This window comes from Myroides odoratimimus (genome assembly GCF_038039805.1).
Taxonomy (GTDB): domain Bacteria; phylum Bacteroidota; class Bacteroidia; order Flavobacteriales; family Flavobacteriaceae; genus Flavobacterium; species Flavobacterium odoratimimum_B.
On sequence record NZ_JBBPHK010000001.1, the window covers coordinates 227,012 to 243,846 of the forward strand.

The 16,835-nt window shown below is 34.3% G+C and carries 12 protein-coding genes; 3 read left to right on the forward strand and 9 right to left on the reverse strand.

What is annotated here, in order from left to right:
* Positions 1-73: 73 nt before the first annotated feature.
* Positions 74-1,345: an ectonucleotide pyrophosphatase/phosphodiesterase gene (locus tag AABL85_RS01020; RefSeq protein WP_341308859.1), complete on the reverse strand. Its 1,272-nt coding sequence runs from the start codon at positions 1,343-1,345 to the stop codon at positions 74-76.
* 98 nt (positions 1,346-1,443) lie between these two features.
* On the opposite strand from AABL85_RS01020, the gene AABL85_RS01025 reads away from it, so the two are divergent.
* Entirely contained in the window at positions 1,444-2,235 is a 792-nt protein-coding gene (locus AABL85_RS01025; RefSeq protein WP_341308860.1) for an NAD-dependent epimerase/dehydratase family protein, read from the forward strand.
* 142 nt (positions 2,236-2,377) lie between these two features.
* Entirely contained in the window at positions 2,378-3,217 is an 840-nt protein-coding gene (locus AABL85_RS01030; RefSeq protein WP_341308861.1) for a universal stress protein, read from the forward strand.
* A gap of 52 nt (positions 3,218-3,269) precedes the next feature.
* On the opposite strand, the gene AABL85_RS01035 is transcribed toward AABL85_RS01030, so the two are convergent.
* The 6 genes from AABL85_RS01035 to ricT all read right to left on the reverse strand — a co-directional run bounded on the left by AABL85_RS01035 (position 3,270) and on the right by ricT (position 10,349).
* Positions 3,270-4,361: an AI-2E family transporter gene (locus tag AABL85_RS01035; RefSeq protein WP_341308862.1), complete on the reverse strand. Its 1,092-nt coding sequence runs from the start codon at positions 4,359-4,361 to the stop codon at positions 3,270-3,272.
* A gap of 111 nt (positions 4,362-4,472) precedes the next feature.
* Positions 4,473-5,126, reverse strand: a complete 654-nt coding sequence (locus AABL85_RS01040) for a CoA transferase subunit B (protein ID WP_131540429.1) — start codon at positions 5,124-5,126, stop codon at positions 4,473-4,475.
* Between the two features lie 20 nt (positions 5,127-5,146).
* Positions 5,147-5,848 carry a CoA transferase subunit A gene (locus AABL85_RS01045; protein ID WP_006257824.1) on the reverse strand — a complete coding sequence of 234 codons (702 nt, stop codon included), beginning with the start codon at positions 5,846-5,848 and terminating at the stop codon, positions 5,147-5,149.
* A gap of 69 nt (positions 5,849-5,917) precedes the next feature.
* Positions 5,918-8,233, reverse strand: coding sequence for a transglycosylase domain-containing protein (locus AABL85_RS01050; protein ID WP_131540428.1), 2,316 nt, complete (start codon positions 8,231-8,233; stop codon positions 5,918-5,920).
* 33 nt (positions 8,234-8,266) lie between these two features.
* Positions 8,267-8,761, reverse strand: coding sequence for a gliding motility lipoprotein GldH (locus AABL85_RS01055; protein WP_341308863.1), 495 nt, complete (start codon positions 8,759-8,761; stop codon positions 8,267-8,269).
* Entirely contained in the window at positions 8,748-10,349 is a 1,602-nt protein-coding gene (gene ricT / locus AABL85_RS01060; protein WP_341308864.1) for a regulatory iron-sulfur-containing complex subunit RicT, read from the reverse strand. The genes AABL85_RS01055 and ricT overlap by 14 nt, the downstream gene beginning before the upstream one ends.
* A 503-nt stretch (positions 10,350-10,852) precedes the next feature.
* On the opposite strand from ricT, the gene AABL85_RS01065 reads away from it, so the two are divergent.
* On the forward strand, positions 10,853-11,611 hold the full coding sequence (locus AABL85_RS01065; RefSeq protein ID WP_341308865.1) for a 5'-methylthioadenosine/adenosylhomocysteine nucleosidase: 759 nt from the start codon (positions 10,853-10,855) through the stop codon (positions 11,609-11,611).
* 98 nt (positions 11,612-11,709) lie between these two features.
* On the opposite strand, the gene AABL85_RS01070 is transcribed toward AABL85_RS01065, so the two are convergent.
* Together AABL85_RS01070 and AABL85_RS01075 are read right to left on the reverse strand one after the other, a co-directional pair.
* A complete protein-coding gene (locus AABL85_RS01070; RefSeq protein WP_341308866.1) occupies positions 11,710-13,863 on the reverse strand; it encodes a DUF5689 domain-containing protein in 2,154 nt (717 codons plus the stop codon).
* Positions 13,864-13,876: 13 nt separating this feature from the next.
* Positions 13,877-16,711 carry a TonB-dependent receptor gene (locus tag AABL85_RS01075; protein ID WP_341308867.1) on the reverse strand — a complete coding sequence of 945 codons (2,835 nt, stop codon included), beginning with the start codon at positions 16,709-16,711 and terminating at the stop codon, positions 13,877-13,879.
* Positions 16,712-16,835: the final 124 nt, after the last annotated feature.

Consider the following 16,835-nt stretch of genomic DNA (forward strand, 5'->3'; position numbering starts at 1 on the left):
TAAAACGCAAATAAAAAGGCTTGTAGAGTTTTCTACAAGCCTTTTCTTATTTCAATAGAATAGATTATTCTGATTATTTTACTAATACTTCTTTAGCTACTTTATCTGTACCATCTATTTCTTCTGTAATCTCTAATCCAAGTATTTTAGCGATAACAGGATATACATCAATGTTCTCAAATGTTCCTATCGTCTTCCCTGATTGGAACTGTGGTCCTTTAGCTAAGAATATAGCGTGCATTTCTTTCACAGCAATAGGATCAAAACCGTGACTACCTGCTAATTTTCTGTTAGTAAAATAGTATGGAGCTTCTGCTGTCACAACGATATCTCCTATTCTACCAAAACGATCATGCTCTTTGCTAAAATGAAACTCTTTAGGTAGATCTTCAGCCTTATACACTTTCATGTGCTTAGGGTTACTCGCTTTTTTAATCTTCTTATAGTACTTGTCTATCTGAGTCTTATCATTGATAAAAGCGCTTATATAAGTACCATTACTCGCTAGTTTCATCTCATCTCCTTTTAACTTTAAAGGAAAGCTCAATAACGTTTCTTGGTCAAGTGCTAGCATTCCGTGATCAGAGACAATCACATAGTTCACAGGTAAGTTTAGCTTATCTACTGCTGTTACAAGTTTCTCTATAGATTGGTCAGCATAATGAACTGCTTCTTTTGTCTCTTCTGCATCTGGTCCGAATCCATGACCTGCATGATCTACTTCTGGTAAATAGAAGGTAATGAAGTGAGGTCTTTTCTCTTCTGGTAATGTCAACCAATTCACTACTTCATTAATACGTCCATCCATGTCAAACTTCTCAGAGTAAGCATAGTAATATGATGGTAAAGTTCCTTTAATAGGTGCTTCTGAGCCTGGCCAATAGTAACATGCACTCAACATTCCTTGTTGTTCTGCTAATACCCATAATGGTGTACCTCCATACCAAGCTGGATCGTGTACTGCTTTAGCATTTCTAAGTGAGTATCTCTCTTCTATCTTTGGGTCATACATATTGTTCCCAACTAAACCATGGTGCGAAGGATAAAGTCCTGTTGCTATCGTATAATGGTTAGGGAAAGTAACTGATGGATAAGATGGTTGCATAGACTCTGCTCTCACACCTTCTTTTCCAAACTTCTCTAAAAACTTAGTTCCAAACTTCTCAATATAATCGTAACGGAAACCATCGATAGAGATTAAGATAACATAAGGCTTATCAACTTGTTTACTATCGTTTACTCGATTTTCTACTACGATTTGTTTTTGTACTTCTTGAGCAGAAACAGTGCTAGACATTGTCAAACACAACCCGAAAGTTAATAGGGGGAATAGTATTTTCTTCATGTTGTTTTGTTTTTCTCGACCAAATATCCGTAGATAAATTTATCCTTACAAAGTAAATTCTTATTTTTATAACTATTTTAAAAATTACACCACTTAATATGAAACATATAAGCATACTCGGCAGTGGATGGTTAGGTACACCATTAGCCGAAAATTTAATAGAAAAAGGCTATCACGTCAAGGGCTCGACGACAACTCTAGCTAAAATGAATATCTTAGAGGAACATCAAATCAAGCCTTATCATATCAATCTATATGAAGATAATGTTCAGTTTTTAGATTCATTCATTGGCAATGCTGAACTTCTTATCATTACTATCCCTCCTATTAGAGATGAGCCTCAACCAACGTATGCTGAGAACTTTAAAAAACTCCTTCCTTATATTCGCAAACACAATATCAAGAATGTCATCATGATGAGTTCTGTGTCTGTATATGCACCACAAAGGGAAGAGATTACAGAAGACAATCAACTATTCTCAAATGAACCTACAGCAGTACAAATTAGAGAAGCTGAAGATGTTCTATTAAATGAAGAAGGTATAAACACTTGTATCCTACGCCTAGGAGGCTTATTCAGTGAAGAAAGAAAACCTATAGACTATATCATTAGGAGAAATATATTAGAGAACCCTGAGTTACCTATCAATATGATTCACCTTAATGATATCATCACGTTATCTACTGCTATTATAGAAAAGGGATTCACAGGTAAGCACATCTACAATATCGTATCTCCTAAATATAAAAACAGACTAGATTATTACACACAAGAGGCGACTAAACACAGTCTGACTTTACCTCCACTAGGAGAGAATAATAGCGATTTTTACAAAAAAATTAGTGGAAATAAGATAGCTATAACCACTGATTTATCATATAAATTTTAGGTAAAAAAAGAATAATTATTCAAAGATATATCCTAGATATTTCAAGTTAATCAATAGAATTGTATCATAAACTCTATTGATGTAAAAATAATTTATCATCGTTTTTTTTAGTACCTTGTATGCTACAAGAAAGTCTTCTATTATGAAAAAGATATTATTCCCGACAGATTATTCAGAGACTGCAAACAATGCTTTTAAATACGCATTGCAGTTAGCTAACTATAGAGAAGCCGAGCTCTATGTATTACATGTTTATGATCCGCCTATCATATCAGGAGGGATTAGTCCACATCTAGTAGAAAACGTCATTAAGAAAAATGACTTCGAGAAACTAGAGCAATTACATGCTAATAGTCCTGCTCTTATAGACATGAGAGCTGAACTAAACTTAGAACACGTGCCTGTATTCTTTAAAGTAAAAGAGGGATTGCTTATTCCTGAAATACTGAATGCTATTGAAGAAAATCATATTGATTTTCTAGTAATGGGTACTGATGGTGCTAATGCCAGTTTTCACAAGAAGTTATTAGGCTCTAATACGATAAATACGATTACTAAAGTAGATATCCCTGTACTAAGCATACCTAAAGAAGCTCGTTTTAGAGATCTAAACAATATCATCTTTACTTCACGCTTTGAAGAGGAAGAAGAAGCTACATTGGATGATATTATTCAAGGTGTCAAAACTAATAAAGCACATTTAAAAATAGTACATGTTAAATCAAAAGGATGTATCTCATGTGAAGAAGTTTATAATAAATGGAAAGAGAAGTATAAAGATGCTCCTGTAAGTTTCCATATCTTCAATGCAGAAAATATAGAAAAGACACTACTTGACTTTATAGAACACGAACCTGTAGATATGGTAGCAACAATCAAAAGAAATAAAACTTTTATAGAGAATATCTTATCTAAGAGCGTTACACAGCACTTAGCTAAACGCTTAAAAGTTCCTTTCTTTGTTTATAAGTCTAAGAAATAGATAGCTTAATATAAAAGAGGTTAGCCAATGGCTAACCTCTTTACTTTTATACTTATTCTTTATTTTCTTCTTCTATACTAATCTTCTCAGGATAAGTTTCTTCTCCCAGTAAATAACCCCAAGGTCTTAAACTATCTACACGATCACATATAATCTTGATAATTGCTAAAGTAGGTATAGCTAATAACATCCCAGATATACCCCATGCCATCTCTCCTAAAATAAGCCCTACTATCACGGCTAAGGAATTGACTTTAACTTTAGATCCAACTATTCTCGGCATCACAATATTACCATCAATAGCATGGATAACTACAAAGGCAATTAATACAAATAATACCTTGGCTCCAGAAGCAGATGCAAATGTGACTAGAATAGTAATAATTAAAGCTATTAGAATACCGATATAAGGTAATACATTCAGTACCCCCGTAATCAATGCTAGCATAAATGAATACTTAATATCTAGTACTAAAAACGCGATAAATGCTAATGTGGTAACAATCATCATCTGTAACATCAGCCCTACTAAATACTTCTTCACCATATTCTGAATAGCATGTATCGTATCTAACACTTTATCCTTATGGTCACTATGAAATAACATTAATACAAAGCGTACCAAATGCCCCCTATAGATCAATAGGAACACAGAATATAAGAACGTAAATACAAGAAACATCAATAAAGTAGACAAAGAACTCATAGCAGCTCCTAATATATCTGTACCTGTCTTTAGGGAATTAGATGCAGCTGATTCTAAGTAATTCATTTGATTCTCCTTAGCGATACCAAATTTAGTATATATCCATTCTTGAATACTAGAGACTCCAGCTAGCAACTGCTGTTGGAATGCTGGCCAATCATCTTGTAAATGTGTTAATTGCATTCCTATCAACAATAGAACACCACTCAAAACAAGCAAAGCTAAGACTACAACTACTATAGATGCAATAGCACGAGAAGACCTAAATTTCCTCTCTAAAAACTCACTAAAAGGAACTAATAAAGAAGCTACCAATACACCTAAAAACATTGGTACAAATATGTTCTCAAGCAAAATAGCGATATAACTAAATACAACCAAGCTAAGTAAAACACAGGTTATCTTTAGATACAAAGGGAATTGGACAAACTTATTCATGTGCATTTTTTATATAAAAATAAACAATTACAGACTTAATCAGCATATAAACATTCAGAAATAAAGAAGCTAAAATAAAAAAAGAGCTCTAAGAGCTCTTCTATTGAATTTTTATAATGTCATTTCAGGAATATCTCCCTCAATGATTAAAGTAACCTCAGTAGCCTTTATAATGTCTTCTACAGACACTCCTGGTGCTCTCTCTAACAGTTTAATACCTTGATCTGTTACTTCCATAACAGCTAATTCTGTTACTATCTTTTTCACACACTTCACTCCTGTTAAGGGTAATGTACATTCTTTTAATATCTTAGACTCTCCAGCCTTATTCACGTGCATCATTGCCACAATTATATTCTCGGCAGAAGCTACTAGATCCATAGCTCCCCCCATACCTTTTACCATCTTACCAGGAATCTTCCAGTTCGCAATGTCTCCTTGCTCTGATACTTCCATAGCACCTAGAATAGTCAAGTCTACATGTTGTCCACGTATCATCCCAAAGCTAGTAGCTGAATCAAAAAAAGATGCCCCTGGCAAACTTGTAATTGTTTGCTTACCCGCATTGATTAAATCTGGATCCTCTTCTCCCTCATACGGAAAAGGCCCCATACCTAATATACCGTTCTCACTCTGAAACTCTACATTCATACCTTCAGGTACATAGTTTGCTACTAATGTCGGTATACCTATTCCTAAATTTACATAGAAGCCATCCTTAACTTCTTTTGCTATACGTTTTGCAATTCCTACTTTATCTAACATAACTTAAGTTTAAAAGGTGATTAATTCTTTGAACGAACTGTGCGTTGCTCAATTCTCTTCTCATACTGTTCTCCTTGGAAAATACGCTTAACGAATATCCCTGGTACATGTATTTCATTCGGATCTAATTGTCCTGCTGGAACTAATTCTTCTACTTCTGCTACAGTTATCTTAGCTGCTCCTGCCATACAAGCATTAAAATTACGTGCTGTTCCTTTAAAAACTAGATTACCTGCTTCATCACCTTTCCATGCTTTTACAATGGCAAAATCAGCGTCGAAAGCTAATTCTAATATATGTGGCTTACCTTTAAACTCTCTTACCTCTTTACCCTCTGCTACCTCAGTGCCATAACCTGCTGGAGTATAAAAACCAGGAATACCCATCTGAGCAGCTCTACACTTCTCTGCTAAGGTACCTTGTGGAGTAAGCTCTACTTCTAACTCTCCAGATAGCATCTGACGCTCAAACTCTGCATTCTCTCCTACATAAGAAGAGATCATCTTTTTTATCTGACGCTTCTGCAATAACAATCCTAAGCCGAAATTATCTACACCTGCATTATTAGAAATACACGTTAGACCACTTACGTTCTTCTTTACCAATTCGGCTATGCTATTCTCTGGAATACCACAAAGGCCAAATCCTCCTAACATGATAGTCATGTCATTCTGTATATCTGCTAAAGCTTCTTGAACATTAGCTACCTTTTTATTGATCATAATATTTGGTTTAGTAATATGTTCCTAAAATACAAAAAAAAACGCCTTTAAAAAAAGGCGTTTCTATTATTAAAAATCAAATTCTTCTGTGTCTAAAGCCCCTTCAGAAACATCATCTGTTTCTGGTTGAACAATTTTCGTACAATCTACTCGTATAGAAAGGTGTTCTGGTACAGGGAAACCTGACTTAGCTACCTCTAAATTCTTATCAGCATAACACTTATTCATGAATATACCCCAAATAGGCAATGCTAATGTTGCTCCTTGTCCATAAGTCATCGTTCTAAAGTGAGCTGCTCTATCATCATTACCAACCCATACTCCCGTTGCTAAATTCGGTACCATACCGATAAACCAACCGTCACTATTGTTCTGACTCGTTCCTGTTTTACCTGCAATAGGATTAGTAAACTTATAAGGGTGACCTGTTACTCGTTTATAACCTGCACCTTGCCAAGTAGTACGTAGTCTTACCCCTGATCCTGACTCAGTAACTCCTTCTAACAACTTAATAATAGCATAAGCTACATCCTTACTCACTACATCCTTCGTCTCAGGTATAGCATTGAATAAAATAACTCCATTCTTATCAGCTATACGTGTAATAAAGATAGGCTTCACATAAATACCTTGATTCGCAAATGTACTATAAGCAGCAACCATATCACTAACAGTAATATCAACAGCCCCTAATGCAATCGCAGGACTTTGTGGAATATCTCCTGAGATACCTAAATCTCTACACATATTCACAACAGCCTTAGGCCCTACTTTATCCATTAGCTTAGCAGTTATAGTATTTACAGATCCTGCTAAAGCTTGTTTTAATGTCATAATACCTCTATAAGAACGATTCGAGTTCTGAGGACTCCAGTCTCTAGAGATGCCATATCTACCTTTAGGCATAGTAAATGGTGAATCTATTATAGAGTCACATGGAGAATAATGCAATTGCTCTATAGCAGTAGCATATACAAATGGTTTAAATGTAGAACCTACTTGTCTCGCTCCTTGCCCTACGTGGTCATACTGGAAGTGTTTATAATTTATACCACCTACCCATGCTTTAATATGTCCTGTCTGAGGCTCCATTGCCATCATACCCGCTTGTAAGAAATGCTTATAGTAACGGATAGAGTCCTTAGGAGTCATCACAGTATCTCTCTCTCCTTTCCAAGAGAAGATTCTCATCTCTGTTTTCACATCAAATGATTTGATGATATCACTTTCAGATTTCCCTTGTTCCTTCATCTGTCTCCAACGCTCTGAAGTCTTCATTGCTCTCATCATAATATTATCAACCTCTTGTTGATTAATTTTATAAAATGGAGCCATTTTATTATTCTTCTGATCTATAAAGAACTCTTCTTGTAAGTTAGCAATATGTGCTTCTACAGCTTCTTCACCATACTTCTGCATACGAGAGTCTATAGATACATATATCTTTAATCCATCTCGATATATATCATAGGTAGTACCATCTTTTTTAGGATTCTCTTTTACCCAACGACGCATATAATCACGTAAATACTCACGGAAATAAGTAGCGATACCTTCTCTATGACTTTCGGGAGTGAAGTTTAATGCCAATGGCAACTCTTGTAATCTTATACTTTCTTCTTTAGAAATAAAGCCATTACGAGCCATTTGATGCAATACTACATTACGTCTCTTATGTACTAACTCTGGTCTACGAACAGGGTTAAAATAAGCAGGATTCTGTAACATCCCCACAAACATAGCTGCCTCATCTATAGTAAGATCTTTAGGTTCTTTACCCATATAAATACGAGTAGCAGAGCGGATACCTACAGCATTATTTACAAAATCAGCTTTATTTAGATACATCGTAAGAATCTCTTCTTTTGTATACTGTCTCTCTAGTTTTACAGCGATAACCCATTCTTTTGCCTTCTGAGTAATACGCTTAGGTAAACTTCTAGAGCCCTCTCCATGAAACAATAATTTAGCTAACTGCTGTGTAATAGTACTAGCCCCACCACTACTTCCTACAGAAGTAATAGCTCTAAGTGTCCCACGGGCATCTATACCAGAATGATCCTTAAAACGTTCATCTTCTGTCGCTATTAGAGCATTAACTAAATACTCTGGTAAATCTTCATACTTAACAGGTACACGGTTTTCTAAATAAAACTTACCTATCGTTTTACCATCTGATGAGATAATCTCTGTCGCTACATTACTAGCTGGGTTCTCTAATTCATCGAAGGTTGGCATCTGTCCAAAAACTCCCCAAGATGCACATAAGAAAAAGAAAATAACCGCAGCAACCATTCCTAAGAACAGAATCCAAAACATTTTTAAATATCCACCCAAACTCTTTGGTTGTTTCTTATCTCCTTTTTTGTTTTTACTTGAACTCATAAAGTCTATAATACTTATAAATCTAATACTCTATTATTGTTTTTCTATACGAAAGCCTACCTCTGATACTCCTTCTAAAGAATTAACCCCTTCTACCTCTCCTAATTCGCGAACAACCTGCTCTATGGTAAACTTATAGCTTCCCTTAGCAGGAAAAGCAAATCCTTCCTTCAATTCTAATTTACTCTCTTTTACATCAGAAAAACCATTCCCTAATAATGTCCCATCAGGATTGGCCATTTGAAACTGTAAAGTGTCAATTACTACATCTAAATTAGGTTGATGCATTTTAAAGATTACAAATAAATTACTGTAAGGATAACTTTTATTTACTCTTATATTCAAATAAAGATTATGACGCTGTACAGTATCATATACGTCATACACAAATGTTTTTGCATCTGTTCTATCCCAGACACCTGAAGTCTTCTGATATTGGTCAAAGACCATATTCGTATCTCTTTGACAAGACACAACTGAAAACAACACAGTGCTCAATACCAATAAATAACTACTAATTCTCTGCATTAGAATTGTCACTATTATTATCTTTTTTAAATCGTTTATTTCTATTCGGGCGGTTTCCTTTATGATGTTGTTTTGCCTTAGCAGTACCTTCACCATCAGTACCTCCTTCATTAGTTCCTTCTACAGGTTTCTTCTTTTCCTTAAAATGAGGTTTACCTTCTCGTGGCCCCTTATTTTCATTTCTAGGTTCTCTAGGACTTTTCTGCTCTCTAGTTCCTCCTTTTGCCTCTTTACGAATATTTTTTTGCTCTCCTGTATTCTGTTTCTCTAGATTTGCACCTTCTCTCTCCTTATTCCCCTCTGCTCTATTCTTGTTTCTATTACGAGGTTGTTGCTTATCTCTAGGCTCTCTTTCACCTTGTTTAGGTTGCTTATTATTACGAGCTTCCCCACTAAGTGTTTTCTCACGAGATGTATTCGGAGCCTGTGCTTCTTGTCCCTCTCTAGCCTGTCCATCCTTCTTCTTGTTATTTCTAGAAGGTTTTTTCTTACGTTTTGGCTGGTCAAAACGAGTAACACTATCTTGTTCAGACGCATTGTTAAAGTCTATCTCCTCACATTCTACTTCTAGCATATAGCTCTCTAGTTCTTGTCCTTTTTGATCTTTTCTATTCAAAGCAAGAATCTCTTTCACCATCTCGGTAGATAATACATACCAGTTCGCAGAATTATTAATATAAGCAAACCACATTTGCCCTTTAAATATATCTATCTTCTGACATATTGCTAATCCTTTTACCGTCATTAGCTTTGTATCAGAATCAGGCATATCTTTCAATGCTTCTAAATAAGTATCTAATTCAAAGTTCAAACAACACTTTAGCTTACCACACTGCCCTGCTAACTTCTGCGGATTAAGTGATAACTGTTGATAACGTGCTGCAGATGTATTTACACTTCTAAAGTCTGTTAGCCAAGTAGAGCAACATAATTCACGTCCACAAGAACCAACTCCACCTAATCGAGCAGCCTCTTGTCTAAATCCTACCTGCTTCATTTCAATACGGATACTAAACTCTCGTGCAAAATCCTTAATTAATTGTCGGAAATCCACACGCTCACTAGCTGTGTAATAAAAAGTCGCCTTAGAAGCATCACCTTGAAACTCTACATCAGAGATTTTCATCTCTAATTTTAAAGCTATAGCTATCTCACGAGCTCTAACTTTTACAGTTTCTTCTCTATTACGTGCCTCTTGCCATATATCAATATCTTTTTGAGTTGCCTTGCGATAGATTTTTAAAACCTCTCCATTTGGATCAGCTTTTTTCTTTTTCATCTGTACCTTTACTAACTCCCCTACCAATGACACAATACCAATATCATGCCCTGGTGAAGATTCTGTAGCTACAATATCTCCCATAGAAATTGCAATCTCTTTTGGGTAGCGATAAAAATCTTTTCTACCATTCTTAAAACGAACCTCTACTATATCATATATCTCGGTGCCATTAGGATAAACCATATTTGACAACCAATCAAAAACTGCTAATTTATTACAGCCGTCTGTTCCGCACGTTCCCTTATTCTGGCATCCCTTCGGGAGTCCACTACTATCTTTTTCTGTTGAACAATTTGTACAAGCCATCTAATAATTTTTATATATTGAATCCCTTACGGGAATTATTGCATTTATTTACTCGCTGTAAAGATACTATTTTTACATCTCTCTTAAATATTTTTTTATTCTACAACTTTTTCACATCCCCATTCCGTTAATTATCTTATTTAAAATAGACTACAGCCTACTATAACCCCTTATTTCATCTTATATTTTTATACTATTTTGTTATAAAAATAGGTGTTTTTACATATGCGAATTGACAAGATATAAAAAGAAATACAACTAAGCATGATTATATTATCATTAAAACATTCTTTTAATAACTCTTTATAAAAGTTAATATACTTATATCAAGACATAATTCGAGAACAATTATATTCGAATTCTTACTAAAAAACCTGCCGTTAGCAAGAATGTTACACGGATTCTACATTTATACGGCAAGTAAGTACACCGCTACAATAACTATCAAAAATAGGTTGGATATAATTTTTGTATTTTTGGTTACTCAAAATAGCACGAAACTTATGCACTCAACAAATACAATAGGTATATTAGGAGCCATTCCACAAGAAGTAAATGGAATTATCACTCAACTAAGAGATAGATCTGAAAGAAAAATAGGTAATCGAACTTACTATGAAGGTTATATCCATGACCAAAAAGTAGTAGTAGTCTACTCTCGAATAGGTAAAGTAGCTGCAGCTGCTACTGTGGCGACACTTTTATTAGAGTTTAAAGTAGATCGAATTGCTTTTATTGGTGTTGCTGGAGGCATTCATCCTAATGTAAAAGTAGGTGATGTAGTCGTAGCAAAGAATTTAGTACAGTATGATATGGATGCTTCTCCTCTAAGACCAAAATTTGAAATACCTCTATTAAGCAAATCCTATTTTGATACTGATACAGATTGGTCAAAAGAGACTTGTAACCATATAGAGAATATGTTTGGACTAGAGAATCTACACCAACTAATCACACCTTCAGAATTAGCCAAATTTAATATTACTAAACCTACTGTTCATTATGGGACAATAGCTAGTGGAGATCAGTTCTTCTCTACGTCTGAACAAAAAAACAATCTTCAGTCACAATTGCCAGAAGTATTATGTGTAGAAATGGAAGGGGCCGCAGTAGCACAGGTTTGTTTTGAGTTTGGAGTACCGTTTATTGTGATACGTACAATCTCTGATAACGCAAATGAAGAGGCTAGTTTTAGCTTCCAATCTTTCGTAGAAGAAGTATCTTTAGTCTATGGACAAGAGATCATCAATAAGATGTTTTAGACCTATTCTAAAACAATAATTCTAGGGCATACCTAAGTAAAGAACATAAAAAAAGCTCGGCTATGCCGAGCTTTTTAAGTTATTATATTGAATAAAGATTATTCGAAAACGATATCTGAAACTAAAATATTATAATCAGCTTTAGAACCAACTTTTATAGCGAATAAACTTCCTTTACCTGTTTTATTATAATTAACATCAGATATATCTAATGTTATTTTAATCCAATCTCCTTTTGTATCGATTGTTGTATTCGTATAATCATTATTTCCGTTCAATTTATCATTAGTTTGCATTCTAGTGGTTTTCTTAAGAACAATACTACTAGTTAAAGCAACAACTGTTGTAGGTTTAGAATCAATCTGAGCATCAGTTCTAATATTAAATGCATCATATCTCTTATTTCCTTTATCATCATCGTCCTCTCGGAAAACATTAAAAGACAATGATTTAGCTGTTGTACCTTTAACATACATAACTATTTTCTTAGCATCTTTTTTTACAGTCTGATTCTCTATCGTAAATAGATAATCATTTTTAGAATGAGTTCCTTTTATCTGTAAAGCTGCTTTACCGTCTTTTCCTGTTTTACTTTCTGATCCTAACGCAGGTAATAACTTGTACTTGTTTAGGGAACCAATAAATCCATCCCATTTACTAAAATTAGCTACAGTATTAGGCTCATTTCTATCAATTCCTTCTTCTTCATCAGGTTTTGGCGTTTCTCCACCACCTTCACCAGGTGTACCATCCTCAAAGCGCATTTCATCTATCTTCAAATCATATGCATCAGTATTACCAATACGTACACGCATAAAGTCTCCTTTTCCTGTATCATTATACTCAACACCTGCAATATTTAAAGTTACTTTTACCCAAGTACCTTTTGTATCGATGGCATGAGTTCCACCTTTTATCATATAAGCATTACTTCCATTACCATTATTCATTTTCTCAACAGCTTTTTCAATAGTTAAGCTTTTGCTTAATGTAGTAGCTGGGGCACCATACTTATTATCTGTAGGATCAGTAAAGTTTATAACATTATAAGCTTCTGTTTTCCCATCCTTTTTAATAATTTCAATAGAAATAGTCTTTTTAGAGCTACCTTTCATAATGAATGATAACTTTGTTGCCCCTTTGTGACTTGGTACATTAGACATTGTGAAAATTGGGCTATTCTTATCAACTGACCCATTAATATGTAAAGACTGTTTACCAGATACTCCTGAATAATTATCACTTACAGGAACAACATAATCAGGCAGTGGAAAAGCACTTGTTATTGCTTTAAATAGATCCCAGTTTTCGAAATCTGCTCCTTTAAACACATGGTTACCAAAGAACTTAATCTCTTCTTGCACCCCTGGTTCACTAGTACCTTCTTCAAAAGGATCTTGATCCAATTTCATATCTTCCATAGTTCTAGGATAGAATTGAAGTGTCCCTTGGAATTCACTAACGATACCCGTAATAGAACCACTTTCTTCAGGAATAATTTGATCTTTAATCGCATTAGAATACTGTCCCGTTCTAACAACTAATGAGTTCCCTTTCTTGTCAACCATTTTTCTCAATGTCTGACCTTGTGCATCATTACTTTCTTTATCATCTTTATCATAATAAGTCTTACCCACTACTGATCTATCAAACTGAACTTCATTAACTCGGATTAATTTTCCTATTAAAGTTTTATCACTTTGAAGTTGCTCTAACGTTACAACATTGATGTATTTATCAAACTCATCACCTGTAATAACATTGCAAGATCTGTATAATGTATTTCTTAATTTAGAACCTGTAATAACATCAGCATATTTATTACCACTACCAGAAGTATAAATCCCTCCTCCAATAGTGATCATTCCGTAGCTATTATGAATATAAGTTCCATTAAGCTTAACAAACACTTTAGATCCAACAGGATAAAGGGCAAATGCTCCTTTAATATCCACCTTTAAAGTAACAGGAGTTTGTGTATTTTCATCAACAATATAAAGTTGTTGGTGAAAGTTACCACCTTGGTCACTAGAGACAACGATACCAGAGATAGTTTCGTCTTTAGTATATTGAGCAACCACTTTACTATCTTCTTTAACAGTAGAGTATAACCCATCTATCGTTTGATTAGCTGCAATATTAGGTTCATTACAGTTCACTGGTGGAACTGAGAAGTCATCATTCTTCGCACACCCTGTAAGGATAAGTCCTGCGAATGAAAAGTATAATAATGATTTAAAAATTGTCTTCATCTTGAAAAGTTTTTTAGAAGTTGTAATAAACATTTACAAAGAAATTACGTCCATATGCATACCAATATTTATTGGCAAAAGTGTTTGTCCCACTTTGAGTGTTTAACATCTCACGTTCGTAGTTAGCATTTCTTGCTTGTTCGAATCCTCCTGTTTTATATTGTTTGTTAAACAAGTTATTTACGCTAGCGAAAAAACCAATAATATTTCTATTTGGCAATCTCCAAGATTTTCCTCCTGTAAGATTTACAACAGTAAAATCAGCTAATTGTTCTTGTTTTAAAACAGATCTAAGTTTATCTTCTGTTAAATTACTAAAAGGTTGTCCCGTAGCAGGGTCTTTTACGAAGTTCTCAGTCCTTCTTAGTCCAGAAATATTAGTGTAAGCATGATCCATGTAGTTTATGTTCGCTCCTACCCACCAGTAAGCTGGGTCTCTATATTCTAAACCTAAAGATAATGCTGTCTGAGGCCCATTACCAGTTCTATAATCTTTCATATAAGCTGTTCCGTAATCAAACGTTTTAGCTACATTATCAGAGTTTAGACGTAAGTTAGGATTGTTAGTATAGATAGACTGACCAATAGTTGCAGCTGCAGTAGCTTTTAATGTTTGTGTTAACTGATACTCTGCACCTACTTCTACTCCGATATTACGCTTATTTACACCAGTTAAGATCTCTGATACAAATGCACCTCCTGTACTAGACAAGAAGTCTCCATTGTCGTCCACGATACCAACACCATCTGCATAATAGAAGTTAATCTGTGTACTATTTTTGATTTCAGATAAATATCCCGAAACTCTAGCTTTTAATTTTGGTGTTCTAACGATATAACTACCATCGATACTAAACACATCTTCATTCGTTAAATCTTTAGTTACCAAATTATTTAATCTTGCATTAGCAAAAGTATTTCTTACTGAAGGTGCTTGATTATAATATGCAGCATTTACACTGAACGCATGACGACCTGTTAAATGATAAACAGCTCCTCCTTTAAATCCAAAGTTATTAAAATCAACTAAGCCACTTTTTCCATAAGAATTATTTTCATACACAGCATTTTTATACTTTCCATCTCTCTCATAAGAAGTATATCCTATTTTTTGTGCTACATAAAAATCAAACTTATCATAATCAAAGTTAAACTGTGTAAACACGTCAATAACATTAGAGTCAATTGCGTAATTATACCCAAATTTATCACCTGTCGTAATTTTGCGATTAGGATTATTTAAATCACTATCTTGTTTACCAGCATCTTGATATGTATCAAGATCCATATAGTAATCTCCTCCTAATAAATCAACAGCTTTTTTATAATATAAAGAGTGAACTCTTCTGTAATTAAATCCAGCGTCTAAAGTTACTTTATCAGATAAAACAGATTTTAAATTAGTATTAAAAGAAAATGTTTTATCATCTTGTCTATCTTCATATTGCATAATCTTACTAGCTCCACCATTAGCTTTATTAATAGTGTAGATATCATCCCAATTAATTTGTCCATTATTCTGAAAATCTTCTCTCACATATTTAGCTTGATCTAACAATGCTTGAGTATCACTTTTGAACTCACTATCTGGTAGATTATTAAAATCTTCTTGAGACATAGACCAATAATAAGGGTCTATTTTATTCAAGAAGTAACTAGGCATTTTTTTGTAGTACGTTGGATCTGGATTTATACCATCTACATAACCTAAACGACTATTAGCAATATGTCCAAATTGATAAGAGGCAGTACTTGTCAAAGTATTAGACTCATCAATCTTCCAATAGTGTGTTAACTGGAAGATTGGTTCAGAAACATCTTTATAACGAGAGTTTCTCTTATCTCCATTTTGCCATCCCCAATAAGAGTTATATTTAAAATCCTTTAAACTTGCTTGTTCTTCAGTAATAGGAGAGTTTTTTCCTCTCTTATTCTGTGCATAAATAGCTGTAAAGTTCAAACTATGATTATCATTGAATTTCTTTTCAACAGCAGCAAATAAAGATAAAGCGTCATAATTAGTACCATCAAAATATCCTTCTTTAGCTCCTCTATAAGAAGCCGATAAAGCAAATGCCCATCCATTCTTATTTAGTCCTGAAGAATAGATCGCATAAGGTCTCCAAGTATAGTTCGTATTAGAACCTGAGAAACCTGCTTTAGCGCCTTTTCTGATTTGAGATGCTCTCGTAGAAATGTTTTGAGTACCTAAAATCCCTCCAAAGTTAAAATCAGATGGTGTAGATCCTGAAGAAAAAACTTGATTACGAGTAGCGTCATTTAGACCTCCCCAGTTCCCCCATTGTGGACGACCATCTTGTACTTTGTTCATCACCACTCCATTGATCATGGTTTTACCGTACTCATTATCAAGCCCTCTCACTCTAAAGAATGCCGATCCCCAGTTATAAGCAGCTGCTTGTTGGAAAGGATCTTTTGTAGCTTGTAATAAACCCGATGAAGTGTCATTACTAGAGTCATCATCACTTAGGTCATTCTCCGTAAGTGTAATAAGCCCTAAATTTGCAATAGAAGCGAAATCCTCGTCTAAAGAAATTGTACCAAGATCGATGATACCATCACCTACCTCTACAGGTAAACGCTTTGTTACATATCCCACATAAGAGATTACAACATCATGGTTACCCGTTTTAACATTTTCTAAAGTGAATCTCCCTTCATTGTCTGTTAAAGAGGAAACATTAGTAGCCTGTACTTTTACAGATACCGCATTCATTGGCATCTGAGTGGTACCATCCACTACTTTCCCTTTAATTTCCTGAACTCCTTGTGCATAAGATATAACTACCTGTAACACAAAGAATAAACTAAATAAAAGTTTCTTCATAAATTAAAAATGATTAAAGTGCTATGTTAAGAAATACCGTAAGGTTATTTCTAATACAAAGGTATGTTATTATAATAATATTAGCTATTTTTGTCAAAGAAATAAGACAATTCTTTACTTAAAT